Source organism: Sphingopyxis sp. Q841 (genome assembly GCF_052384365.1).
GTDB lineage: Bacteria > Pseudomonadota > Alphaproteobacteria > Sphingomonadales > Sphingomonadaceae > Sphingopyxis > Sphingopyxis terrae_A.
The window spans coordinates 1-9014 of sequence record NZ_JBQSUM010000010.1; the positions used below are offsets into that span (position 1 = coordinate 1).

The following is a 9014-nucleotide window of genomic DNA, read 5'->3' on the forward strand; positions in this document are numbered from 1 at the left end:
CCGCGTTCAATCAGCCGCGGCGCTCGCTGGGGCGCTTTACATCGAGGCTAGCGCCAATCCGCGGAGCGGTTCGTGCAACGGCCAGAATTCGCCGCGGGGACGAGCGCGCGCGGCGCAAGAAATGTCAAATTTTGCTGCACACCCGGCTAAAGCCAGTTTTCGCCTGGCCGCCTAACTCTATGCAATGGAGGCTCGCAGAAGCCCCGGTATGAGGGAGTAGGATCATGGCAGGCTTGTCATTTGCGCGCGTTTTTTCCGCGGCGCTGGCTGTTTCGACATCGACCATAGCGTTCGCTCAGGATGCGCCGCCAACCGAAGGAGCTAGCGACGGCGATATTGTCGTCACCGCGCAGCGCCGCGAACAGTCGCTGCTCGACGTGCCGCTCGCGGTAACCGCGCTCGGCGGCGATACGCTGGCCGACCGCGGCATCACCAATTCGGCCCAGCTCGGCGACGCGGTGCCGAACCTTCAGATCAACAGTCCCTATGGCGACACGCAGCCCAATTTCTCGCTGCGCGGCATCGGGGTCGCGAACGAATATAACAGCAACCAGGCCTCGCCCGTCGGCGTCTATCTCGACGACGTCTATCTCGCGCCGCGCACCAGCCACGGCATGGGCCTGTTCGACCTCGACCGGATCGAGGTGCTGCGGGGGCCGCAGGGCACGCTGTTCGGTCGCAACACTACTGGCGGCGCGATCAACTTCATCACGAAGAAGCCGGGCCTCTCGGGAACGAACGGCTATCTGCAGGTCGGCTACGCCAATTTCGACACCTTCACTGCTCAGGGCGCCGCCGAGGCGACGCTCGCCGAGGATGTCGCGGGGCTTCGCCTCGCAGTGAACTATGCCAAGGGCGACGGGCAGATCAAAAATGTCTTTCCCGGCGGACGCGACGCCGCATCGGTCGACACGCTGCAGGGCCGCGCGTCGCTTCGCATCAAGCCGGTCGAAACGCTCGACATCGTGCTGCGCGCCTATGCCGGGCGCGACCGCGGGACACAGGCGGCGGTCCACGGGCTCGAACCCTTCCGCACCGGGCTCGGCTTTTTCGAGACGAACGAGAATCGCATCGGCGAGAACCGCACCGACGCGTGGGGCTTTTCGACAAATATCGCGCTCGAACTCAGCGACACGCTCAGCCTGACCTCGATCACCAGCTATGACGGCGGCAAGCAGAATCTCCAGCAGGCGGCCGACGGATCGCCGCTCGACATCCTCGATATCAATTGGCGCTCGAACTATCGCCAGTTCAGCCAGGAATTGCGCGGCAATTACGAGGGCGACGGGCTGACCTTCGTCGGCGGTCTCTTCTACGGCTGGGACCGCAATATCACCGACAACACCTTCAACCTGCCGCTGCCCCCCGCGGGCGGTTTCTTCCAGCATTACCGGCAGGTCCGCAAAAGCTATGCGATGTTCGGACAGGCCGACATCGACCTAGCCGACCGGCTCGTACTGACCTTGGGCGCGCGCTACACCAAGGACAAGTCGCGTTACGACGACGCCTTCGCTTACCTGTTCGTCGGTGGGGTCGACGATCCGCAAACCCCGCTCGCGACGACGGTGCCCTGCGCCGGGGTGGCGGGAAGTTGCCCCTATGATCCCGCCGCGCGCTTTGCGCTCGCCGACACCAACAATGCTCTCACCGGCCGCGTGGCATTGAGCTACACCTTCGCCGACGGCCCGCTCGTCTATGCGAGCTACAACCGCGGCTACCGCGCGGGTGCGGTCAACGGCGGCGGCTACACCTCGTCGAGCGGCATCGGCTATATCGAGCCCGAACGCGTCAACGCCTATGAAATCGGCATCAAGGGCCGCGCGGGCGGCCGGTTGCTCACATACGCCGCGTCGGCCTTCTATTATGATTATTCGAACCAGCAATTGCAGGACACGCGCGCCGGACCCGTCTCCTTCCTCGTCAACGCGCCGTCGTCGGAGGTTTACGGCCTCGAAGTCGAGACAACGTTGCGCCCGGTCGATGGCCTGCGCGTCGACGCGTCGCTCGGCTGGCTGCACTCGAAGTACAAGGAATTGACGCTGCAGAGCGCGGACCTGTCGGGCAACGAACTGCCCTTCGCGCCGAAGCTAACCGCACAGCTCGGCTTCGAATGGGATGTCGTCGACCTCGCGGGCGGCACGATCACCTTCGCGCCGAACATGGCCTATTCGAGCCGGCAATATTTCTCGCCGTTCAACGAGATCAACGCGCCGGGTACGCCGCAGGTGAACAGCGAACTGCAACAGGGCGCGAACGCCAAGGTCAATGCGTCGCTCAGCTGGAGCAACGATGCGCTCACCGTGCGCGCGTTCGCAAACAATATCTTCGAGCGCAAAACCTATGGTTATGGCCTCGACCTGCGCGGTGCGGGCTTCCCGTACAACTTCCTCGTGCCGAGCGCGCCGCGCACCTATGGCGTCAGCCTGCGTTACAGCTTCTGACAATGACCGACCTTGGGACTATCGATCTTAGGGACCCCGATCTTTACGTCGGCGGCATGCCCTATGCCGAGCTTGGGGCACTGCGCGCCGCGGGCTCGGTCCACTGGAATCCCGAAAGCGATGGCGCGGGTTTCTGGGCGGTGCTGGGGTTCGACGATATCGTCACCGTGTCGCGGCAGGCCGACCTCTTTTCCTCGGCGCACGAAAATGGCGGGCACCGGATCTTCAACGAGAATGAGGTCGGGCTGACCGGCGCGGGCGAGTCCGCGATCGGCATCCCCTTCATCTCGCGCGACCCGCCGACGCACACGCAGTACCGCAAATTCGTGATGCCCGCGCTGTCGCCCGCACGGCTCGAAGGCATCGAGGCGCGGATCGCCGAACGCGTCGAGCGCCTCTTCGCCGAGGTGCCGCTGGGCGAGACGGTGAACATCCTCCCGCTCCTCACCGTGCCGCTGCCTTTGCTGACCCTCGCGGAACTGCTCGACGTGCCGGCCGAGATGTGGCATGACTTGCACCGCTGGACCGACGCCTTCGTTGGCGAGGACGATCCCGATTTCCGCCAGTCACCTGAAGCGATGGCGGCGGTGATGGGCGAGTTCATCGCCTTCGCTTCGGCGTTATTCGAAGAACGCCGCGCCAATCCGGGGTCAGACATCGCCTCTTTGCTCGCGAACACGGAGATTCACGGGGCACCCATCCCGCTCGGTGATTTCATCGGCAACCTCATCCTAGCGCTCGTCGGCGGCAACGAGACGACGCGCAATTCGATCAACCACAGCCTGATCGCCTTTGCGAACAACCCCGATCAATGGGACGCGATCCGCGCCGACCCCGGCCTGCTGCCGAACGCGGTCAAGGAAATGGTCCGTTACGCCAGCCCCGTCATCCATATGCGCCGCACCGCGACGCGCGATACCGAACTCGGCGGGCAGCAAGTCCGCAAAGGCGACAAGGTCGTCGTCTTCTATCCCAGCGGGAACCGCGACCCGTCGATCTTTCCCGATCCCGACGTCTTCGACGTCACGCGCCCGATCCGCCAGCATCTGGCGTTTGGCGCGGGCACGCATGTCTGCGTCGGCTCGCGCCTCGCCGAAATGCAATTGCGACTCGCCTTTACCGAGATGGCGCGTCATGTTCGCCGCATAGAGATAATGGGAGAGCCGAGCCGCGTGCGCTCCAATTTCATCAACGGCTTCAAGCGGCTCGATGTCAGGCTGGTGGCGTGAAACAGGACAGCGTCTGGGATAATAAGGAGATCATCTGCGACGTCCTCGGTCGCGCGCCCGATGTCGAGATGGGGTCATTCGGCGATGGCTGGTCGCTCTGCCGCTGGCGCCAGTTCGTCGGCAGCTACACGCTTCCCGCGCTGCCGCAGCCGATCTTCACCGTCCATGTCGCCGGCAAGCCGCAGGTGAAAACATGGGACCGCGACGGCTGGACCGAAACCAGCTCGATCCCCGGCTGTGCGACGATCGTCCCCGCGGGCATGCCGACCGGCTGGCTCGTCGATGGCGAACTCGATGTCGTGACCTTGTCGATGTCGTCAGACGTGCTCGCGGGGCAGCCCCACGCCGAGCAGTTCAGCAAAATGCGCTTCGCGTTCGCCGATCCGCTCGGCGTCGCATTGACGCGCCAGATATTGTCCGAGCTTTACGCGCCGCAGGCCGAGGAGCGCACCGCCTATGTCGCGGCGATGGTGAATGCGCTGAAGGCGCATATCCTCTCGGGCCCGCCCGCGCACGGCAACCCGACCGAAATCCCGGTCTCCGATTTCTCGGCCTACCGTCTCCACAAGATTATGAACGCGGTGCTAGCCAATCCCGCCGAAGAGCATAGCCTGGAGGCGATGGCGGCGGTCGCGGGGGTCACGCCGTCGCATTTCTGCCGCCTGTTCAAGAAGGCGACGGGCATCTCGCCGCATCAATATGTGATGAAGGCGCGGCTCGACCGCGCGCAGCAGATGCTCGTCCAGACCGACCTCAGCCTCGCCGCCGTGTCCGAGGCGACGGGCTTCACCAGTCAGAGCCATTTCAGCCGCGCCTTCCGCGCCTGGTTCGGGATGGCGCCGAGCGACTATCGCCAGCAGGAACGGCGCGGGCTTCACTGAACGGAGATAGCGTATGACTGAAGCGAAGGCGGCCGTGGTGCGCGAGCCCGGCGGCGATTTCACGATCGAAACGATCGAGGTCGAAGCGCCGCGCGCGGGCGAGGTGCGCGTCCGGATCGCGGGCGTCGGCCTTTGCCATACCGACCTGATTTTTCGCGACCAGTTCGCGCCCTTCGCGCTGCCGGGCGTGCTCGGCCATGAAGGCTCGGGCGTGATCGAGGCGATCGGCGAAGGCGTCGAGGGCCTCGCGGTTGGCGACGCGGTTGTCGTCGGCTTCTCAAGCTGCGGCGCCTGCCCACGCTGCGACGAACATCTGCCGAGCTATTGCCAGAGCTTCGTGCCGCTGAACTACGCAGGGATGCGGCTCGACGACGGCTCGACCGCTTATGCGAAGGATGGCGAGCGCGTCACGTCGCACTTCTTTGGGCAAAGCTCCTTCTCGGCATTGACCGTCACACGAGCGCGCAACGTCGTGAAGGTCGATACATCGAAGGTCGCGCTCGAACTGCTCGGACCCTTGGGCTGCGGTTTCCAAACGGGCGCCGGCGGGGTGATGAACTCGCTCGCCTGTCCCGCGGGGTCGAGCATCGCGATCTTCGGCGGTGGGCCGGTGGGCCTTGCCGCGGTGATGGGGGCGGTGATCCAGGGTTGTTCGACGATCATCCTTGTCGAGCCGATTGCCGCGCGGCGCGAAATCGGACAAGAGCTTGGCGCGACGCATGTCATCGATCCGCGCGCCGTCGACAATCTCGGCGAGGCGCTGCGCGCGATCGTTCCCCTAGGGCTCGACTTCGCTTTCGACACCAGCGGTGTCGTGCCCGTGATCGAAGCGGGCCTTGCCGCGCTCGGCAGTCACGGCGCAATCGGGCTCGTCGGGGTGCCGTCCAAAGCCGACGCCGCGATCAGCGTCAATATCGCCGCGCTGATGACGCCCGGCCACCGCATCGTCGGGATCATCGAGGGCGACAGCGACCCGCAAAGCTTCATCCCCGAACTGATCGCGCATCACTCCGCGGGACGCTTCCCGTTCGACAGGCTCATCCGGACCTTTCCGCTCGCCGACATCAACGAGGCGCTGGCGGCGCAGGCGCGCGGCGAATGCATCAAGGTCGTGCTGATACCCTGAAAACACTGATAAGGCTGGAGAGGGACAATGGATTTCGACCGCAACTATGCGATGCTGATCGGCGGCAAGCTCGAAGGCGGCAGCGCAAGCTTCAACGTACTCAACCCCGCAACCGAACAGGTGATCGGCAGCGTTCCGGATGCCGGCCAGGGCGATCTCGACCGCGCCATTGGCGCGGCGCGCGCGGCTTTCCCCGGCTGGGCTGCAACCCCGATCGCCGAACGCAAGGCGGCGCTAACCGCAATGGGTCAGGCGATCATGGCCAACGCCGACGCCTTCAAGCGCCTGCTCACCACCGAACAGGGCAAGCCGCACGCCGAGGCCGACGGCGAGGTGATGGGCGCGGGTTACTGGCTGATGGGCGCCGCGAGCCTCGACTTGCCGGTGACGGTCAACGAGGACAGCGACGAGCGCTACAGCGAGACGCGCCACGTCCCGCTTGGCGTCGTCGGCGCGATCGCGCCGTGGAATTTCCCGCTGCTGCTTGCGATGTTCAAGGTCGGCCCTGCGCTGCTCGCGGGAAACACGATGGTGCTAAAGCCCTCGCCCTTCACCCCGCTCACGACGCTGAAGTTCGGCGAGTTGGTCAGGGACATGCTGCCGCCCGGCGTGCTCAACATCATCACCGGGGGCGACGCGCTCGGGCCATGGATGACGAGCCACCCAGGTTTCGACAAGATCAGCTTCACCGGATCGACCGCGACCGGGCGCCGCGTGATGGAATCGGCGGCGCCCACTTTGAAGCGCGTCACGCTCGAACTCGGCGGCAACGACGCCGCGATCGTGATGCCCGACGTCGATGTGGAGAAAGTTGCCGAAGAGCTGTTCTGGGCCGCGTTCCGCAACAACGGCCAGATCTGCATCGCGACCAAGCGCATGTATGTGCACGAGGACATCTACGAACCGCTCAAGGAGGCGCTTGTCGCCTACGCGAAGACCGTGAAGGTCGGCGACGGCTCCGAACAGGGCACGCAGATCGGGCCGATCAACAACGAGGCGCAATACGCCCGTGTGCTCGAACTGATCGCGGACGCCAGGGACAAGGGTTACAAGTTCCTAGTCGGCGGCGAGACGTCCGATGTGCCGGGATATTTCATCCCTGTGACCATCCTCGACAATCCGCCCGAAGACAGCCGCATCGTGCAGGAAGAGCAGTTCGGCCCCGTGCTGCCGCTGCTCAAATTCGATGACGTGGACGACGTCGTGGCGCGAGCCAATGCAACCGACTACGGCCTGGGCGGATCGGTATGGGGACAGGACGAAGACGAGGCCCTCGCGATCGCGCAACGCATCGCAAGCGGGACGGTGTGGGTCAACGAAACCCAGCATCTCGCCCCCACCGCAGCCTTCGGCGGGATGAAGCAGTCGGGCGTCGGGGTCGAGGGCGGGCTGGAAGGCTTGCTCGAATACACCAACGCGCAGACGATCGTGCGCCGAAAGGTCGCAACCCCCGCTCGCCACTCAGCCCCATAAACGGCAGCTATTGAGTTAATTGCCCCGCAAAGCCGCTCGACCGCAACAGGCCCGCTCCTGAGAAGTTGTACAGCAACGACGAGCGCAGGCGAAATAACGGCAGCTTTTGCCCTTCAACGGCCGGGAAGCGGACTGTCCCCAACCGGCCAAGACGGATTCTGCGCGGTGGCGCGGCGGTGACAACTTTATCATCCGTCGTGCCTATGGAACGCTAAGACGGCAGGCTCGCGAGGTCTTCAAGGACCGCGCTCCAATAAGCGATTTCCTGACCGTTGCCGCGTTCACGCGCCCATTCGAGTTGCCGAGCCACGAGCTGCTTGGCCTCGTTTCCGTGTCGCAGCTTCAGTTGGGCTGAGCAGCCGCGAACGCTTTGACTGCCGTAAAAGGGCATGACAGTTCCCTCCGCATTCTCCTTGGTTGCGAGCATGAAGGGGATAGGGCGGCGGTCGCCCGCCGCCCTATCTCGTCAGAAGTCCATCGCCGGCATCGGCGCGGCCTTCTCCTCCTTCGGCAGCTCGGCGACGAGCGCTTCGGTTGTGATCAGCAGCGAGGCGACCGAAGCGGCATCCTGCAGCGCGGTGCGCACGACCTTCGCAGGGTCGATCACGCCGGCCTTGACGAGGTCCTGATACTCGCCGGTGGCGGCGTTGAAGCCCCAGTTATAGTCCTCGCTCTCGAGCAGCTTGCCGACGATCCACGCGCCGTCCTCGCCGGCATTGTCGGCGATCTGGCGCGCCGGGGCGCGGAGCGCGCGGCGGACGATGTCGATGCCCGACTGTTGGTCGTCGTTCGCGGCCTTCAGGCCTTCGAGGGCCTTGAGCGAACGGAGCAGCGCGATGCCGCCGCCGGGAAGAATGCCTTCCTCGACCGCCGCGCGCGTTGCGTGGAGCGCGTCGTCGACCCGGTCCTTCTTCTCCTTGACCTCAACCTCGGTCGCGCCGCCGACGCGGATCACAGCGACGCCCCCCGCGAGCTTGGCGAGCCGCTCCTGCAGCTTCTCGCGGTCGTAATCGCTGGTCGTCGTCTCGATCTGCTGGCGGATCTGCGCGATACGGGCGTCGATATCGGACTTCGAGCCGAGGCCGTCGACGATCGTTGTATTATCCTTGTCGATGACTACCTTCTTGGCGCGCCCGAGCATGTTGATCGTGACGCTCTCGAGCTTGATGCCGAGCTCCTCGCTGACGACATTGCCGCCGGTGAGTACCGCGATATCCTCGAGCATCGCCTTGCGGCGATCGCCGAATCCCGGCGCTTTGACCGCCGCGACCTTGAGGCCGCCGCGGAGGCGATTGACGACGAGCGTTGCGAGCGCGTCGCCCTCGACATCCTCCGCGATGATCAGCAGCGGCCGGCCCGACTGCACGACGCTTTCGAGCAGCGGCAGCATCGCCTGCAGGTTCGACAGCTTCTTCTCGTGGATCAGGATGTACGGATCGTCGAGTTCGACCTTCAGCTTCTCGGCGTTGGTGATGAAATAGGGGCTGAGGTATCCGCGGTCGAACTGCATGCCCTCGACCGTTTCGAGCTCGGTCGCGAGGCTTTTGGCTTCTTCGACGGTGATCACACCCTCATTACCCACCTTCTCCATCGCCTCGGCGAGGATGCGGCCGACCTCTTCGTCGCCATTGGCCGAGATCGTCGCGACCTGGGCGATCTCGCTGTTCGCTTCGACCGACTTGGCATGCGCCTTGAGGTCGTCGACGACGGTGGTCACGGCGAGGTCGATGCCGCGCTTGACGTCCATCGGGTTCATGCCCGCGGCGACCGCCTTCGAGCCTTCGCGAACGATCGCCTGCGCGAGCACGGTCGCGGTCGTGGTGCCATCGCCGGCCTTGTCGTTCTGCTTCGAGGCGACCTCGCG

General features: G+C 64.9%; 6 protein-coding genes. 5 read left to right on the forward strand and 1 reads right to left on the reverse strand.

What is annotated here, in order from left to right; translation table 11 throughout:
• Window positions 1-224: 224 nt before the first annotated feature.
• Genes ACT17R_RS17535 through ACT17R_RS17555 form a run of 5 tightly spaced genes read left to right on the forward strand, consistent with a single transcriptional unit; the run spans window position 225 to window position 7150 of the window.
• On the forward strand, window positions 225-2441 hold the full coding sequence (locus tag ACT17R_RS17535) for a TonB-dependent receptor (protein ID WP_444809994.1): 2217 nt from the start codon (window positions 225-227) through the stop codon (window positions 2439-2441).
• 2 nt (window positions 2442-2443) lie between these two features.
• A complete protein-coding gene (locus tag ACT17R_RS17540; RefSeq protein ID WP_444809995.1) occupies window positions 2444-3670 on the forward strand; it encodes a cytochrome P450 in 1227 nt (408 codons plus the stop codon).
• On the forward strand, window positions 3667-4551 hold the full coding sequence (locus ACT17R_RS17545; RefSeq protein WP_444809996.1) for a helix-turn-helix domain-containing protein: 885 nt from the start codon (window positions 3667-3669) through the stop codon (window positions 4549-4551). The genes ACT17R_RS17540 and ACT17R_RS17545 overlap by 4 nt, the downstream gene beginning before the upstream one ends.
• A gap of 13 nt (window positions 4552-4564) precedes the next feature.
• The gene (locus tag ACT17R_RS17550) at window positions 4565-5677 is read left to right on the forward strand and encodes an NAD(P)-dependent alcohol dehydrogenase (RefSeq protein WP_444809997.1); all 1113 of its coding nucleotides are present in this window, start codon (window positions 4565-4567) and stop codon (window positions 5675-5677) included.
• A gap of 27 nt (window positions 5678-5704) precedes the next feature.
• The gene (locus ACT17R_RS17555) at window positions 5705-7150 is read left to right on the forward strand and encodes an aldehyde dehydrogenase family protein (RefSeq protein WP_444809998.1); all 1446 of its coding nucleotides are present in this window, start codon (window positions 5705-5707) and stop codon (window positions 7148-7150) included.
• Between the two features lie 466 nt (window positions 7151-7616).
• Here ACT17R_RS17555 and groL read toward each other — a convergent pair.
• On the reverse strand, window positions 7617-9014 hold a 1398-nt coding region (gene groL, locus ACT17R_RS17560), incomplete at its 5' end, for a chaperonin GroEL (protein WP_444809999.1).